The following is a 15,880-nucleotide window of genomic DNA, read 5'->3' as shown; positions in this document are numbered from 1 at the left end:
TATTAATTTTTTATACTATAATTTAGCAATTCAAACCACTTAAAAAAATAGTATGAAAAAAGTTCTATTAGGAGCCGGAATAGTCTTTCTGGCCTCCTGCAGCAACGACACGAATCTAAACAACGAATCTTCAGAAGGAGAACCGCAGACATCACAGGTTTCCAGCAAAAGAACCTGTCCTTCAGACCAAATGAGGGATGAAATTTTAAACAAAGATCCCGAGGCCCGCGCAAGAGTCCTAGCCATTGAAAAATATACAGAAAACCACATTAACGACATCAAGGTAGGCAAAGTATTGGCCGATGGGACCGTAGAAATCCCTGTCGTATTCAATGTCGTGTATAAAACAGCTGCCGAAAATGTTTCCGATGCAAGACTTCAATCTCAGATTGATGTCCTGAACAAAGATTATGGAGCTACCAATTCCGATATCAACAATACCCCTGCAGAGTTTGTTCCTGTAAAAGCCGGAGACACGAAGATCCGATTCAGGCTGTCAAAAGTTGTCAGAAAACAGAGCAACACTACTCTATGGAATCCTGATCAGAATAAAATGAAAGCGGCAAGTACAGGAATTGCAGCTACTTCACCAGACAATTATTTGAATATCTGGATTGTTAACCAAATGAGTAACGGTACTCTTGGTTACGCTTATTATCCGGGAACAATTTCATCATCACTGGATGGTGTTGTTATTGCAGCTCCTTATATCGGAACTGGCTCGGGAACTTCTGCTCCATACAATCTGGGCAGAACAGCGACTCATGAAGTAGGCCACTATCTGAATCTTCCACACCTTTGGGGATCATCAAATACAGGCTGTCAAACGGATTATTCCAATGATACCCCTCTTTCTCCCGGCCCGAATTACGGAGTTCCATCCTATCCTCTTAACCGTACCTGCAGCGGGGTAAGCCGTTCTCAGATGTTCATGAATTACATGGATTATGTGGACGACAGAGCAATGCATATGTTTACAGCCAATCAGAAGCAGAGAATGCAGGCTGTAGTAGCAGCATCCGGTCCAAGATCGGGATTAAGACTTTATTAAAATCAACCCAAAATATAAAAAGCCTGAACGATTTGTTCAGGCTTTTCAGTTTATAAAGGTCTTGTATTATCTTCCGGTGTGTAGTCCATAAAAAGGTCTCCGTCCAAAGTAACCGATTTTACTTTCTTTTTTATAGGAATAACAAGGTCTGTCTGTTTTTGATTTTTCTCCCACAAAGCCGGTGAAAAATGAAGTTTTTCTGTGGTTCCGTCCTCGTAGCTCAAAACAGCGTCAAAAGGAATGGCAAATCCACCAACATTATCAACGTTTACCGTAAGAAGATCATTAAGCTGTGAAGCTCCTTTTACTTTTAAATCAATATAATTATTGGTATAGAACCAGTTATTAAAGAACCAGGTGAGGTTTTTACCGGATCCGGTGCTCATAGAATTGAAATAATCCCATGGAACAGGATGTTTTCCGTTCCAATTATCCATATAATGATGTAATGCTTTTTTGAACAGTTCATCGCCCAGATAATCCTTCAGTGCCAGATAAGAAAGGGAGGCTTTTACATAGGAATTGTTTCCATATCCGGCTCCGCTTACCTGTGTACTCATGGTAATGATGGGCTGGTCCTGTTCTGCAGATGGATCTTTAATCCACCTTTTGATTCTGAAGTTTTTAAAGAATTCTTTTGCGGCTGCCTCACCGTTCTCATCAATTCCGATAAGATATTCCAGTGTGGTTGCCCAGCCTTCATCCATAAAAGCATATCTGGTTTCATTAATTCCCATGTAAAAAGGGAAATAAGTATGGGCTATTTCATGGTCTGCCGTTAGTCTTGCATCCTGGAAATTATCCGGAATACTGCTATCGTTGATCATCATTGGATATTCCATATCGGCATATCCCTGGATGGCAGTCATTACATTATAAGGATATTCTACTCCCGGCCAGTTTTTCGAAAACCAGTCCAGGTTATAACGCATCCAGTCTACATAATGTTCAAAATCTTTGGCATCTGTTTTATAACCCGCCTGAACGCTTGCTCTCTTGGTTTTCAGCTGAACGCTTGCTGCATCCCAAACATAATGGTTGCTTAATGCAAAACAAAAATCGGTGATATGGCTGGCTTTGAATTTCCAGATATTCCATTTGTTCGGTTTAGTTACTTTTCCGGATCTCATTTCCTGTTCAGTGGCAATGTGTATCACCTTATCGCTTTTCAATGAGTTTTTATATCTTTTCAGGTATTCCGGTTGAAGAACAGCGTCAGGATTCAGGAAATCTCCGGTTGCCCAGACCACAAAGTTCTTCGGAGCGGTGATGCTGAAGCTATAATCATTAAAATCATTATAAAACTCCTGTCTGTCGGAGTGAGGCAGCATATCCCAACCGTTGTAATCATCATAAACTGAAATTCTCGGGAATGAATAGGCTACATAAAAAGTTTCAGGATCAATCTGCCCTTCTCTTCCACTCTGTACAGAAAGCGGATATTCCCATTCGATTTTCACCTCAGCTTTTGTACCTGCTTTAAGGGGTTTATTCAGTTTTACTTTTTCAACAGTACTCCAATCATCACTGTTGATGTTATACTTCTCACCATTCACAATGAATGATTTGATATGAAGCCCTGAAGATAAAAAATCCTTTGAAACAAAACCGGATCTTGGAGACTGCGGTTTATGAAGGTTATTCACAAATCTTATCGCCAGCTCATTAAGCTGATCCGGGCTATTATTGCTGTACACAATCGTTTCTTTTCCTGAAACTATTTTTGTACCGGCATCTACCTTTACATCTACATTATAAACTCCTTTATTCTGCCAGTAATTTTTACCGGGTGCTCCGGAAATATCCCGGGTTCCTTTTTCATACGCCTTTTTAATATTTCTCGGCATATACAATTCTTGAGCAGAGACCAATTGCATAGATACAGCAACAGCCAGGGCATAAAGAAGTCTTTTCATGTCTCCAATTTTTAAAAATTGGTATCAAAATTAGCGAAAATGTGACACAGAATGACCATTTCTTTTATAATAATGTTTTATGGATATTAGTTTTTTATTGAAATTATTTATAACCGGCTTTGTTCATCTGTTCGTTTTATATTTTTTGCATTCTTTACAGCCTGATTTCCAAAATTATACTTTAAAGAAAGAGTAAAGCCCTGCGTATCTGAATAATCCAGAAAATAATTATCCTGATTAGCATATTTCGTACTGACCTTCTGCCCTGTACTTCTGAAAATATCATTGAAAACAAAAGAAGCCTCTAATTTCTTATTGAAAAATTTACGATTCATTACAAAATAAGCTGACCACATATTGGAAATTCTGAACGTTCCCTGTACACCGGGAGAATAATACTTATGCCCAACTTCCATTTTCCAGTCGCTGCTCTTATCCAGGGTAAAGCTTGTGGAGACATCAGATACCCAGTTCCAGACTTCGTTTTTGTACAGCTGACCGTCAATTCCTTTGAAATAGTTCTCATTATGTTCCAGATTTTGAGACAAAACAAAATTCCACCACGGTTTAACCTGAAAGTTTTTATAAAGACTTAGCCCATACGCCTGATCCTTCTCAATATTGGTGAAATAATAGATCATCTGGTTAGTGCTTGGCTCCTGAAAAGAGATTTCCATAGACGGATCGAGTTCCTTTCTGTAATAAAGGTCTGCATTCCAGCCTTTCCATGAATAGGTAAGATTCAGGTTATGAATAATCGTTGCTTTCATTTTCGGATCTCCTTGATAATAGGAGAAGAGATTATAATAAGACTTTGCAGGGTTTAGCCATGAATAGTAAGGGCGGTTGATCCTTTTTCCATAAGAAAACCCGAATTCATGCTTACTGTCGGTGGTATATTGGGCATAAAAAGTAGGAAACAGGCTCCAGTAGTTATTTTTATTCTGTTCATAGGGTTCGGATACCACTCCTTCCAGGTCTGTCATTTCTGCCCGGAGGCCTCCTTTGAAATTCCACTTTCCAAGATTGTAAGCCAGCGAGGAGTACACTGCAAAATTATGTTCTTTATAATCGAAAAGGCTGCTTTTTTCCGGTCTGTGCAAAAGAGTTCCGTTTTGATTATCAGAAAAATCGAGGCCGCTTCTGGTCTTCACAAAACTGTATTTTGCCCCGGATTCAAGTTCTAATTTTTCTCCTTTCCACTGATAATCTGCCTGTGTGGAATATAATTTCACATCTGTTTTATTCTGGGTTAAAAAATTATCATTTCTGGGTGCCTGCCCGGCAAAGTTCAGCTCGGTGATTACATTCTGGTATTTATCTCCGTTGTTTCCGGTAAAATAGCTGATCCAGGAAATACTGCTTTTTTTATTCAGCTTCCGGTCTGCCTGGAAGCTCAGGGAATTATTGCTGGTTCGTGAGTAGTGGTCATTGATTGTGGTATAATGAGACTCTACAATATCTTGAGCATTATAGATCAGGGTAGGCACGTAATAGGTACCGAAAGATTTCGGAGAAAAATATCCTGAATAATTCAAGCTGATATTGGTAAGGCTGTCTATTTCATATTCAGCATTGAAATTCACGGTGTTCTGTGCCTTATTCTTATCTTTCCGGTTCATGATACTTACCCAGCGGGTCTGGTTTTCCTGATAATTCACATAATCTGTTCCTTCGCGGTAATAAGTTCCCATTCCCCTGTAATAGCTTCCCATCAGGGAAAGTTTATCTTTTTTGTAGTATTGGGAAAGTCCCATATTTCCTTTGGCATATTGAGTCTGAACATATTTGGACGAAAGAATTCCACGATAGCCTTCAATTTTATTTTTCTTCATAACAATATTCAGCACGGCACTTCCGGAAGCTTCATATTTGGCAGGCGGATTGGTAATCACCTCCACTGATTTTATATCATTTCCCTGTGTATTTTCAAGAAGATTCTTCAGCTCATCCCCCGTCAGCATTACTTTTTTATCATTGATGGTCACCAGAATGGCTGTGCTTCCTTTTACGGTAAGCACATCATTATTCACGGTTACATTGGGTGTTTTTTTTAGGATTTCCCAAGCATTAAGAGAAGAAATATTACTGTTTTCCACATTGAATTCCAGGCGGTCTACTTTTCTTGTTACCTGAGGTTTCTGTTTGGTCATTACAACCCCTTCGATTTCCTGAGTTTCCTTTTCCAGAATAACTTTGAGAGCTTCACCACTGTCTTTTAGTGCAACTATTTTCTCGAACGGTGCATAATCTGCTTTTTTTACCATCAATTTTACAGAATCACCGGAAATTCCTTCCAGTACAAAATAACCTTTTATGTCAGATTTTACAGTTTTGATCAGTTCATTGTTCAGATTAAATACTTCTACTTCGGCAGCCGGTATTTTCCGGTTCTCTGCATCCGTCACTGTTCCTTCCGTCTTCTGTATCTGGGCAGAAAACATCAATGGAAAAAGCAGAAAAAAACAAGCTTTATACATATCATTAGTTTTACCGTACAAACTTCCGCATTCATGCAGAGAATATCGGTTAATAAAAGGTTAATGGCAGGTTAATGCCTGTTTGGGGAAAGGCGAAAGTTTTATCTTTGCTGTGATGATATCCAAAAGTAAATACCTGATTGCCTTATTTGCAACTTTATTCCTGCTATTGTTAGGAATACAGGTTTACTTTATCTACAAAACCTATCAGGTGAAGGAACGTGAGGTTTACAGAACTATTCAGGACGGGCTTTCCGGATATACTGATAAGCTGGAAGATATCAGCAGTATTAAGGAAATGAAAGATGACTCCCTTCAGAAAACCTTTATCCGATATTATGATAAAGAAATCAGTAAACAGGAATTTCTTGATTTCTTTGTTGAAAACAGAAGAGCCATCAAAGAAAGGCTTCTCCGTTATCTCGACTATCGTATGAAAACAAACGGCTATGATATTGCTGCAAAAATAGAATATACTTCCATTATTCATATTCCGGACAGCACCCGCTTGATTGATAAGCCCATTCTTCTTTTTGAAACAAAGAATAAAGTTACCAATCCCAAAATTACCAATGAAGGAAGCTGGGAAACCTCATCAAAAAATGAATCCGGGAAAGGAAAGCTTAAAAACAACTCATTTCTTATTAAAAGCAATACTGAGTTTGAAATTTCAAATATCAAAAGTATCGTCTTTAAAGAGCTCATTTTATTGATATTGTGTTGTATTGCCCTACTGACAGGTGTTATGATGCTGTTTATTTTCACCGTCAGGAATCTCGTCCGCCAGCAAAAGCAGGTGGAAGTTCTCCACACCATTGTGGATAACATTTCTCATGAGTTTAAAACACCAATAGCCACTCTGAAAATTGCATCAAAAGCATTAAAGAAGGACTGGAATACGGAAACACTGCCCCTTATTGAGCGGCAGATCAGTCGCCTTGAAAGCCTGATGTTCCAGCTGCACAAGGATGAGACAGAAGGCAATCTTAGCCATACCCAGCCTGAAGACTGGAATTTTTTCATCCAGGATCTTGCCTTCACTTATCCTCAGATTAATTTCGAACTGAAGAATCATATTTCAGGTGTACTTCCTTTTGATAAAAACCTGATGGAAACCGTTATCAAAAACCTATGTGAAAACAGCGTAAAATATGGCTCTTCAGTTGTAAAAATCAACATCAACAGGCTTACGGAACATGTAGAAATAGAAGTAACGGATAACGGGCAGGGCATAGAAAAAAAGGAACTTAAAAATATTTTTGAAAAATTTTACCGGGTTCAGTCCAATAATATTCACAACAGCAAAGGCCTCGGGCTCGGGCTCTACTTTGTTAAAAACATTGTAAATAAATATCACGGAAAAATTGATGTTTCAAGCCACCCTGAAATGGGAACCACCTTTAAAATAATCCTTCCTTATGAAAACTAAAATCCTTTTGGCAGAAGACGATCCGGATTTCGGAATGATTCTGAAACAGTATCTTGAACTGGAAGATTTTGAGGTAACGTGGTTTCAGAATCCTGAGGATATTCTGCCTCTTTTAAAATCAGGTTTTCTTTTTCATATCGGGATTCTGGATATTATGATGCCGAATATTGATGGATTTTCTCTGGCCAAAATGATACTAAAAGAGAAAAATGATTTTCCGCTTCTCTTTCTGACTGCCAAAAACCAGAAAATAGATCGTCTTACAGGCCTAAAGATTGGAGCTGATGATTATATTGCCAAGCCCTGCGATCCGGAAGAACTTGTTTTGCGGCTCCGGAATATCCTGAAAAGAATCCAGCCGGCGACTTTTCCACAAATGATAAAAATCGGCACTTATTCCCTCGATACAGACAAACTTCTGCTTTCCCATCATGAAGGAAATATTCGCCTTACAGCCCGTGAGCAGGAACTTCTGCTCTATCTTCTGAAGCATAATCAAAGTACCATCAAAAGAGATGACATTCTGGATACCCTTTGGGAAACCAATGATTATTTTACGGGAAGAAGCCTTGATGTATTCATCAGCAGACTTAGGAAATATTTCATCCATGATCCTGAAATAAAAATCCAATCCCTCAGAGGAATCGGATTTGAAATTGATTTTCCCAGATACTAATTCAGTTTAAAAGGAAAGCTCTGTCAAAACAGGAAAGTGATCTGAAGGATACAACAGATTTTCCCTTCTGTCGTTGATATGTCTGTGTGACTTTATTTTGAATCCTTTTACAAAAATATAGTCAATTCTGTCTTTTGGTATTTCATTTACATTGAATGCGGTGAACGTTCCTATCGGACCGTAATGTTTCGTTTCTGAGTGGTAAAAGCTGTCTTTCAGGTTCTGTGAAAGGATCTTTACAGGTTCCGTATCATCGGTCAGGTTGAAGTCTCCGCTTAACGTTACCGGAAGGTTTTTAGGATTGATTTCTTTGATCTTCTTCAGGATCAGATCAGCAGACTTCACTCTCGCTACATTACCAACATGATCGAAATGAAGATTCATCGCCAGAAATTCTTTTTTAGACTTTTTATCTTTAAAAACAGCATAGGTACAGATTCTGTTCAATGCGGCATCCCAGCCTTTTGACGGTTTCTCCGGAGTTTCAGATAGCCAGAATGTTCCGGACCTCACCACTTCAAGTTTCTTTGTATTGTAAAAAATAGCAGAAAATTCACCTTTTTCCTTTCCGTCATCTCTTCCTACACCCACATAATCATAATTCTTAAGTCCGTTTTTAATATCTTTCATCTGCTCAGGAAGTGCTTCCTGTACTCCGAAATAATCAGGATGATAATAGGTGAGCAGATCTGCAACATCCTGCTTTCTTTCCGGCCATGCATTATCTTTGTCTGATGCTACATTCAGCCTGATGTTGAAACTCATTACGGTAAGGTCCTGTGAAAATCCCAATGCAAAAAACATCAGGAGAATCATTGAAAATCTGAAATTCATAAGCTTATTTTATCAATAAGAGACAAAAATAAAACTTCTCTGCGACAGGGAAGCTTTATTGATATGATTATATTGTTAAATTATCTTTTTCTTCTTCTATAGATATAAAATAATCCTGAAATTCAGTTTTCAAAAACGGCAGCTCACTTTCAAGCTTTACAACCCCTATGGTTTTATAATGAGCAGTAAGCATGATTGCTTTAGTTTTGAGGAGCGCTTCAAGTTTTTTTAAATTTATATCTTTCTTTAAAACAGCAAGGTAGGTGATCATATTTATATCTGTATTAAACCGTTTCCTATGTCTCTGTATTTTATGCCTTCGATAGGTCTGGCTTTCTTTTCAATAAGTTCCCAGATTTCTTTTGCCGATTTATCCGGAAACTGTTCCATATACAAAGCCGCAAGCCCGGTAACATGAGGGGCAGCCATACTGGTTCCGCTCATAGCATAATACAGATTATTTTTATTTTTTGAATTTTTAGGATAAGTACTTACAATATCCACTCCGGGAGCACAGACATTGACATTGCCTCCTGTTGAAGGATTAAGTCCTGCATTTGAAAACCTGGCCACCTTCATCTGTCCGTCAATTGCTGCAACCGCCATGATAGATTTTGAATTGGCCGGCATTGAAACGGGCTGCGGAATCTGCGGTCTGCTGCTATCATTTCCTGCCGCAGCTATGATAAGACAGTTATTTTCCAATGCTCTTTCCCCTATCGTTTCAAAAAGAACTGAAGGTGAATCATTAAGTTTTACAGGAGCAGCCAGTGAAAGAGACAGGATCCTGAACTTTTTCGTAATAGCCCAGTCTATCGCATCAATCACACTGCTCGTAGTGCCCCTTCCGCTATCTGACAGTACTTTCGCAATTTTCAGATTGCAGTCTTTGGCAATTCCGTAACGTTTTCCGATGTCATTTCGGATATTTCCTGAAGCAACACCTGCACAGTGGGTACCATGCCCGTTGGGATCTCTGTTCCAGTCTTCTCCGTCAATGAAGGATTTACCTTCAATTTCCCGGGATGAAAAATCAGAATGAGAAAGCTGAAGACCTGTATCCAGTATACAGATATCAATACCCTTTCCAGAATATTGAGCATTTTCCAGTCCGATAGCTTTCAAACCCCATTCCATTTCAACCAAAGACTTTTGTGGCAATGGTTTATTGGTCATGTATTTTTCAAGTTCTGAAATTTTTTCTGCGATTCCAGCTGACTGTTTTTTAAGTTCATTGATCAGCTGTAATTCATCTGCCGGGAAAAACTCCCGTTCTTTTTCATAATAAACAATAGAGTTTGATGCGTTTTTCACCGCACTTTTCAATTGCTCTTCATCCATATTCTCCACAACGAGGACTCCCAGGTTTTTGTACAGTACACTGTTATCCTGATCAATAATATCATAAGCACGGTTTTCTTTGGAAAGAAGTTCTGAAGAGGTAATATTTACTTCCAGCTCTTTCTCAATTTTTTTGAGCGATGCTTTCTGCTGGTCTTTCAGCAGCACAATATATCTTCCGGTTTCCATAATGATCTTTTTTTAAATTAACTTCTGAAATATTTTTTCCAGAATGAGGAAAATATCTTCCGGAATAATGGTTAGTCTGAGCTTCTTATTAATTCCGGAGATGGCTGTATTCTGTGTTACCAGTGAGGTCCAGAAACTTTCAATCTTCGAAACAGAATCCATTTCCTTCAGTTTTTCATCATCCAGAATCCCGTTCTGGTATAGTGAAACAATGATTCCGGAAATAAGTTCTTCCGCATCGTCCAGCTTTTTGTTTTCCTTAGCGTATATTTCCATCAGAATGTCATAAATACTTTCCATTCCATTGAATGAAAATCCCCAGAGAAGATCACGTTTTCCAGCCGTTATTTTCTCCATTTTTATGGGATTAAAGCTTCTTTTCACGGTTGCAACCATACTCATGATCTTCAAAACTTCAGATTCATGAGTGGTACTTCCTTTTGTACGGAAATATTCCAGAACCTCGTTGAGAAAAGCTTCCAGCCGGGCATCAAAGTCAAACGATTTTGACAGGTATAAAGCCTGAACTTCATTGAAATGCTCGAGAAGTTTTTTGATTTTCTGTACGGTGTAATGAATAAGTTCCTGCATTATTCAAAAGTTATCTGTTCTATTTCGTTGCCGTCTTTATCTTTGTATGACACAATCCTTATTCCTTCTTCCTCCATTTCCACATGAAGGTTGATGAATAATTTGTCTTTATCTTCTGCTGCTGATGTATTGGGATCTATGTAAATGTTGTTCAGCTTTGCATTCACCAGTGTATATTTATTCAGTAAAACCTTTGAAAAGATTTCTTTCAGCTCATCAATTTCCTCTTCTCCTGTTCCGTCCTGAGGGCGGAAAATTCCGCTATTGAGAACTTTTATTCTGTTTCTGAGATCCAGTTTAAGCACTTCATTGGCAGGCAGCTTCCCGAACTTCTGGTCGTTCTTTTCCAGTTTACTGAACAATGTTTTAAATTCTTCCGTCTGAATCTGTCTTTTGGTAATTACAGGAATATTCAGTTTTTTCTCTTTATTCACCAGCTGGATTCTTTCGTTCATTTCCGAGACAAACTGATCCTGGTTCAGCTTAAAATTGTATTTGGGAGCCGAATCTATATCGGTAATCTTAATGGGAATATCCATCTTTACACTGGGCAGGGCATAACGTGGAACCTTAAAATATTTAAGGTACTCATGCTTGGCATATTCTTTTGCAATAAGAACAGCATTCTCATCAGCTTTTTTACGAGCCTGAATTATCTCGTTATTGAGATAATCCAGGTAATCTGATAATTTGATCATTTTCGTAAAAATTGTTATTGTGAAAGAAGTCCAAGAACTTTTTCAAGTCCTGCCGGCATTTCATCATTGGTAGCCCGTACTTTTACTCCCAGAGAGTATTCTTTTTCCACTTTAATTCCTGTACTGGAAGTTCTTTTGTATGAAACATCCACTTTGAATTTTACAGGTCCCCATCCTCCGGAAACTCCGGCATTGATTCCAAATTCATCACTTACATCTTTGGTGTAAGTCGAATTAAGTTTAACGTTAAAATCTACCTCACAGGTTTCAATTCTAAAGCTTGGAACGTTCAGCAGCGCAATAAAAGGCACTGTGATTTCCACATCATCAGGAATAGTCTTAGGATTAGTTGCGCTTACCGCCTCATCAGGTTTAAAATCCGGATTCGGAATATTTTTTTTGTATTTAAATTCTGCCATTCTCAGTTTTTTCGGACTGGCTGCATTGGCAGGATCTGTAAGCTCAAAACCTACTTCATTGATGAAATTAACGGTAGCAATAGAGGCATTAGACTGTGCTTTTACGCAGGCATCCAAAGGTCCGCCGATAATGGTGGCAAAATCAATACTTCCCAGTTCTGCAGCAAAATCTGCGCTGGCAGCGTCTGAAGTTTTGAAAATCTCTTCATCGGCAGCCATTTTACCGGCAATAAGCTTCATAAGTTCTGCAGATGCTCCGGAAAAAGATTTTTCCCACTTTTCATCATAATTCTTTTTGAAATCCTCCACGATATTCAAGAGCTCTTTATTGGTAAGGGTTGCCAATTCTGAAGTCTCTATTCCTGAAACTTTTTCGTAAACTGCCGGAGTAAGAACTTTTTCTACTCCTGACAGAAGGTCGATCAGCTCATTTTTTGTTTTTTTGGTGTGGCTTGCTTCAAGCACCGATTTTAATGTTTCCATGTTCTTTTGTTTTTAAATTAATACTGTGGGGCAAAATTATCCCACTAATAATCAAAACACTACAGGAAAACCCCTCGATCTGCCCCGGAAAAACACCCTAAAAAATAAAAGCCTGAGTTCACGGTTGTGAAGCTCAGGCTTTTGATCATTGATATATTCTTATCCTATACCAGCAGAATATTTATGCCGGTGTCCAGGTATTGTTTTTAGTATTGACGTCCGGAACTACGGAATCCGGATCCAGCATTACTTCCGTAATTTCTTTAGTGGAATTAACTCTGAAGGTCCATTCTGTATTTCGTTTCCAGATTTCAACAGGAATTTTTACAGTTTGTTTGGTTCCGTCTTTGAATTTTAACTGAACGGTCGTTGGCATTGGCAGCTGTCCCAGGTTTTCAACGGTAATCTGCGCTCCGTTTTTAAAATCACCATTGACATATTTTACCTCTTTCACCGACTGATCAATCTTCCATTTGTTGATAAACCATCCTCTCCAGAACCAGCTGAGTTCCTCTCCGGAAACGTTTTCCATTGTATGGAAGAAATCCCAAGGGGTAGGATGTTTGAAGGCCCAGCGATCAATATAGGTTTTAAAAGCTTTGTCAAATTTTTCAGGTCCCAAAACGGCCTCCCTTAAAATTTCAAGCCCAAGCCCCGGTTTATAGTAAGCCAAAGCTCCGATGCTTCTTTCTTTCATGTTATCAGGACCTACCATCACAGGTTCCAGGTTATCCCCCATCATGAAACTTCCGGTTCTGGCCAGGTCTTTCTTTTTATAGTATTCCCCATTGTTGAATGCTTTTGTGGATAACTCATTAATAAAGGTGTTGAAACCTTCATCCATCCAGGCAAAAAGCCTTTCATTTGAACCAACGATCATTGGGAACCAGTTGTGCCCGAATTCATGATCTGTTACTCCCCAAAGATCTTCTCCTGCAGAATCCATATGGCAGAACACAATTCCCGGATATTCCATTCCTCCTTCGTTTCCTGCAACATTAGTGGCCGCAGGATAAGTATATTCATACCATTTTTGAGAATAATGCTCTATAGCAGCCTTTGTATATTCCGTAGATCTGCCCCAGGCTTTCTCTCCTCCGCTTTCAGCAGGATAAGCTGATATAGCCAGTGATTTTTTACCGCTCGGAAGGTTTATTTTTGCAGCATCCAGAATGAATGCAGGTGAAGAAGCCCAGGCAAAATCACGGGTCTGTTCAATTTTAAACTTCCATGTTTTTGTTCCTGAAGTCTGATTTTTTCCGATCTCGGATTCTGTACGGATCATTACTGTTTTATCGCTGTCCTTTGCCTGCTGCCAGCGGTTATTCTCTTCTTTGCTGTAAACATCTTTAGCATTCAGAAGTTCTCCGGAAGCTACTACATAATGATTGGCAGGAACGGTTATATTGGCTGTAATATTCCCGTATTCCAGATAAAACTCTGATGCTCCAAGATAAGGCAGGGTATTCCAGCCCATTACGTCATCATACACGCACATTCTCGGATACCATTGTGCCATGGTAAAGATTTTACCATTTTTGGTTTTCTGAACTCCCATCCTGTCAGAACCGTATTCAGGAGAGATAAATGAATATTCGATGGCAATTTTAGCTTTACCTCCTTTGGCTTTAAGTTCATTTGGAAGGTCAATCTGCATCCGGGTGTCCATAATGGTATATTTTACTTCTTTTCCGTCCAGTTTTACGGATTTGATCTTATAACCTCCCTCCAGTTTTTCGCCACGGGCTCCGTTTCGGCTTCCCGAAAGCGGAACCAAAGCATTTCCTCTGGAATCTTCTGCAAACAGGTTCTGATCCAGCTGCAGCCAGAGAAACCCTAATTTATCAGGGCTGTTATTGGTATAGGTAATTTCAGCGGTACCGGAAATTTCGTTTTTGGTTTCATTCAGTGAAACATTCAGGTTGTAATCTGCAGAGTTCTGCCAATAGGCATGCCCGGGCTGTCCGCTTGCAGACCGGGTTTCTGTTCCTGTCTGTGGATAAAAGAAAGGTTTAAATGCTTCTACATAACTGTATTTTGGAGCTTCTTGTGCTAAGGCTGTTCCTGATAAAAGAAAAACTGCAGCCGCAGCAACAAGACCTGGGAGCTTAAAATTCATTTGAAAAAATTTAGTAAATTCAGGGTATAAGTTATAAAAAATCCCGGAATCGTTACACTCCGGGATCTTTTTTAGTTTATTTTTATTTTAATTGGATTTTTTTGCCTTGATCATTGCTTCAAGGGCATCCCACATTTCCTTAGGAATATCTTCAAGCATATTAAACTCTCCTGCTCCCTGCAGCCATTCTCCGCCATCTATTGTCACGACTTCTCCATTCATATAAGCCGAATAATCTGAAACCAGATAGGCCGCAAGGTTGGCCAGCTCCTGATGTTCACCTACTCTTCTTAAAGGAACTTTTTTCCTCATATCGAATTTTTCCTGAAGATCTCCCGGAAGCAGCCTGTCCCATGCTCCTTTGGTAGGGAAAGGTCCCGGTGCGATGGCGTTGAAGCGGATTCCATATTTTGCCCACTCTACGGCAAGCGATCTTGTCATAGCCAGAACTCCTGCTTTGGCACATGCTGAAGGAACTACATAAGCAGAACCTGTCCACGCATATGTTGTCACAATATTCAGAACGGTTCCCGGCGTTTTAGAATCAATCCAGTGTTTTCCTATAGATAGTGTACAGTTCTTGGTTCCTTTTAAAACAATATCCAGGATAGAATCAAATGCAGAATGTGTCAGTCTTTCGGTTGGGGAAATAAAATTTCCTGCTGCATTGTTCAATAAAATATCAATTCTTCCGAATTCTTTTAAAGCTGCTTCTTTCATAGCTTCTACCTCATCCCAGTTTCTGACGTCACAGGATACGGAAAGCACTTTTCCACCGGTTTCTTCTTCCAGTTCTTTCGCAGTAGCCTGGAGTTTTTCAAGGTTGCGGGAAGTGATTACCACTTTGGCTCCCAGCTCCAGAAAATATTTAGTCATCGCTTTTCCCAGTCCGCTTCCGCCTCCTGTTACAATAGCTACTTTATCTTTCAATGCGCCTTCACGCAGCATTGGTTGTGTGTACATATTCATAAATGTTATTATTTTAAATACAGTTTATCACGTAGATTCTACAGACCATATCAGAGCAGCTATAAAATAAACATGAGATCGCTAAATGCTTACTATGTAAATTTAATACAATTATTCTTGCGGTTGATTTTAAAAATTATGCGGGAGATAATAACGACGGTATAATTAAAACAAAAAGCCGTTTCATTGTTGTGAAACAGCTTTGTTTTATTGTTTTAAAAATTAATTATGCAACAACCACTCCTTTAAATGAAAGTGTTTTAGGAGTTTTACTGTCGCTTGTCGTTACATTTACGTTTTTGATAAATGGGCCCGCTGCTGCTGCATTATAGCTTGCTTCTACAAACCCTTTTTTCCCTGGCGCAATAGGTTCTTTGGTGTAATCTGCGGTTGTGCATCCACATGATGGTGCTACATTCTCAATAATGATTGGCTTTGAAGTAGTGTTGGTAAATTCAAATCTGATTAACTTTGGTTTTCCCTGAGGAATATTTCCAACATCAATAGATTCTGATTTCCATTTAACAGCATCTGCAATCATTTTTACCACAGCAGGGTTTTCTGTAGCCGATACATTAGCATAAAACGGAGAGAAGGCAAAAACAGCCAAAAGTGCAGAGATAGTTAATTTTTTCATGTATATAAATTTTATAGTTAAAAGATCAAAGGAATTCTTTATTTATTT

At 38.9% G+C, this 15,880-nt stretch carries 14 protein-coding genes; 3 read left to right on the top strand and 11 right to left on the bottom strand.

Annotated elements, in window-relative coordinates; all coding sequences use genetic code 11:
- The first annotated feature begins 52 nt into the window (after positions 1 to 52).
- Positions 53 to 1,051, top strand: a complete 999-nt coding sequence (locus FW768_RS18235) for a zinc metalloprotease (RefSeq protein WP_153397835.1) — start codon at positions 53 to 55, stop codon at positions 1,049 to 1,051.
- A gap of 50 nt (positions 1,052 to 1,101) precedes the next feature.
- Here FW768_RS18235 and FW768_RS18230 read toward each other — a convergent pair whose 3' ends face one another.
- Positions 1,102 to 2,967 carry a M1 family metallopeptidase gene (locus FW768_RS18230; protein ID WP_153397833.1) on the bottom strand — a complete coding sequence of 622 codons (1,866 nt, stop codon included), beginning with the start codon at positions 2,965 to 2,967 and terminating at the stop codon, positions 1,102 to 1,104.
- A gap of 107 nt (positions 2,968 to 3,074) precedes the next feature.
- Positions 3,075 to 5,447 (bottom strand): outer membrane beta-barrel family protein, encoded by a 2,373-nt coding sequence (locus FW768_RS18225; protein WP_153397831.1) that lies wholly within the window; start codon positions 5,445 to 5,447, stop codon positions 3,075 to 3,077.
- 115 nt (positions 5,448 to 5,562) lie between these two features.
- Here FW768_RS18225 and FW768_RS18220 point away from each other — a divergent pair, with 115 nt between their 5' ends.
- Together FW768_RS18220 and FW768_RS18215 are read left to right on the top strand one after the other, a co-directional pair.
- Positions 5,563 to 6,876, top strand: a complete 1,314-nt coding sequence (locus tag FW768_RS18220) for a sensor histidine kinase (RefSeq protein ID WP_153397829.1) — start codon at positions 5,563 to 5,565, stop codon at positions 6,874 to 6,876.
- Positions 6,866 to 7,552: a response regulator transcription factor gene (locus FW768_RS18215; protein WP_153397827.1), complete on the top strand. Its 687-nt coding sequence runs from the start codon at positions 6,866 to 6,868 to the stop codon at positions 7,550 to 7,552. Before FW768_RS18220 ends, FW768_RS18215 begins: the two co-directional genes overlap by 11 nt.
- Positions 7,553 to 7,558: 6 nt before the next feature.
- Here the strand turns inward: FW768_RS18215 and FW768_RS18210 are convergent, their stop codons facing one another.
- The 9 genes from FW768_RS18210 to FW768_RS18170 form a co-directional block, all read right to left on the bottom strand.
- On the bottom strand, positions 7,559 to 8,386 hold the full coding sequence (locus tag FW768_RS18210; protein WP_153397825.1) for an endonuclease/exonuclease/phosphatase family protein: 828 nt from the start codon (positions 8,384 to 8,386) through the stop codon (positions 7,559 to 7,561).
- A gap of 67 nt (positions 8,387 to 8,453) precedes the next feature.
- The gene (locus FW768_RS18205; protein ID WP_153397823.1) at positions 8,454 to 8,657 is read right to left on the bottom strand and encodes a hypothetical protein; all 204 of its coding nucleotides are present in this window, start codon (positions 8,655 to 8,657) and stop codon (positions 8,454 to 8,456) included.
- A 2-nt stretch (positions 8,658 to 8,659) separates the two neighbouring features.
- A complete protein-coding gene (locus tag FW768_RS18200; RefSeq protein ID WP_153397821.1) occupies positions 8,660 to 9,916 on the bottom strand; it encodes a S8 family peptidase in 1,257 nt (418 codons plus the stop codon).
- Between the two features lie 12 nt (positions 9,917 to 9,928).
- Positions 9,929 to 10,507: a hypothetical protein gene (locus FW768_RS18195; RefSeq protein WP_153397819.1), complete on the bottom strand. Its 579-nt coding sequence runs from the start codon at positions 10,505 to 10,507 to the stop codon at positions 9,929 to 9,931.
- Positions 10,507 to 11,205, bottom strand: coding sequence for a hypothetical protein (locus FW768_RS18190; RefSeq protein WP_153397818.1), 699 nt, complete (start codon positions 11,203 to 11,205; stop codon positions 10,507 to 10,509). The genes FW768_RS18195 and FW768_RS18190 overlap by 1 nt, the downstream gene beginning before the upstream one ends.
- 14 nt (positions 11,206 to 11,219) lie before the next feature.
- On the bottom strand, positions 11,220 to 12,107 hold the full coding sequence (locus FW768_RS18185; RefSeq protein ID WP_196782927.1) for a DUF2589 domain-containing protein: 888 nt from the start codon (positions 12,105 to 12,107) through the stop codon (positions 11,220 to 11,222).
- Positions 12,108 to 12,288: 181 nt separating this feature from the next.
- Entirely contained in the window at positions 12,289 to 14,226 is a 1,938-nt protein-coding gene (locus FW768_RS18180; protein ID WP_153397816.1) for a M1 family metallopeptidase, read from the bottom strand.
- Positions 14,227 to 14,313: 87 nt separating this feature from the next.
- Positions 14,314 to 15,195 (bottom strand): SDR family oxidoreductase, encoded by an 882-nt coding sequence (locus FW768_RS18175; protein WP_153397814.1) that lies wholly within the window; start codon positions 15,193 to 15,195, stop codon positions 14,314 to 14,316.
- A gap of 226 nt (positions 15,196 to 15,421) precedes the next feature.
- Positions 15,422 to 15,832 (bottom strand): DUF1573 domain-containing protein, encoded by a 411-nt coding sequence (locus FW768_RS18170; RefSeq protein WP_153397812.1) that lies wholly within the window; start codon positions 15,830 to 15,832, stop codon positions 15,422 to 15,424.
- Positions 15,833 to 15,880: the final 48 nt, after the last annotated feature.

It is taken from the genome of Chryseobacterium vaccae, assembly GCF_009602705.1.
GTDB lineage: Bacteria > Bacteroidota > Bacteroidia > Flavobacteriales > Weeksellaceae > Chryseobacterium > Chryseobacterium vaccae.
The sequence above is the reverse complement of the archived record's forward strand: the minus strand, read 5'-3'. Positions and strand labels throughout refer to the sequence as shown.